The organism is Siminovitchia fortis, assembly GCF_003605365.2.
Taxonomy (GTDB): Bacteria; Bacillota; Bacilli; order Bacillales; family Bacillaceae_C; genus Siminovitchia; species Siminovitchia fortis.
In genome coordinates this window covers 1-569 of the sequence record NZ_QYTU02000105.1, presented here as the reverse complement: position 1 = coordinate 569, position 569 = coordinate 1, and the positions used below count along the sequence as shown (strand labels likewise).

The window sequence follows — 569 nt, the reverse complement described above, 5'->3', positions numbered from 1 at the left end:
CTGGATTCGACGGGATTTGCGAAACCCAAGGTGCATGCCGAGGGGCGGTTGGCCTCGTAAAAAGCCGCAAAAAATAGTCGCAAACGACGAAAACTACGCTTTAGCAGCTTAATAACCTGCTTAGAGCCCTCTCTCCCTAGCCTCCGCTCTTAGGACGGGGATCAAGAGAGGTCAAACCCAAAAGAGATCGCGTGGAAGCCCTGCCTGGGGTTGAAGCGTTAAAACTTAATCAGGCTAGTTTGTTAGTGGCGTGTCCGTCCGCAGCTGGCAAGCGAATGTAAAGACTGANAAAAAATAGTCGCAAACGACGAAAACTACGCTTTAGCAGCTTAATAACCTGCTTAGAGCCCTCTCTCCCTAGCCTCCGCTCTTAGGACGGGGATCAAGAGAGGTCAAACCCAAAAGAGATCGCGTGGAAGCCCTGCCTGGGGTTGAAGCGTTAAAACTTAATCAGGCTAGTTTGTTAGTGGCGTGTCCGTCCGCAGCTGGCAAGCGAATGTAAAGACTGACTAAGCATGTAGTACCGAGGATGTAGGAATTTCGGACGCGGGTTCAACTCCCGCCAGCTC

The 569-nt window shown here is 51.4% G+C and carries 1 other RNA gene; it reads left to right on the top strand.

Annotation, left to right across the window (positions count from 1 at the left end):
* Positions 1-546: a transfer-messenger RNA gene (ssrA, locus tag D4N35_RS17860) on the top strand; the annotation flags it as partial.
* Between the last annotated feature and the right edge of the window lie 23 nt (positions 547-569).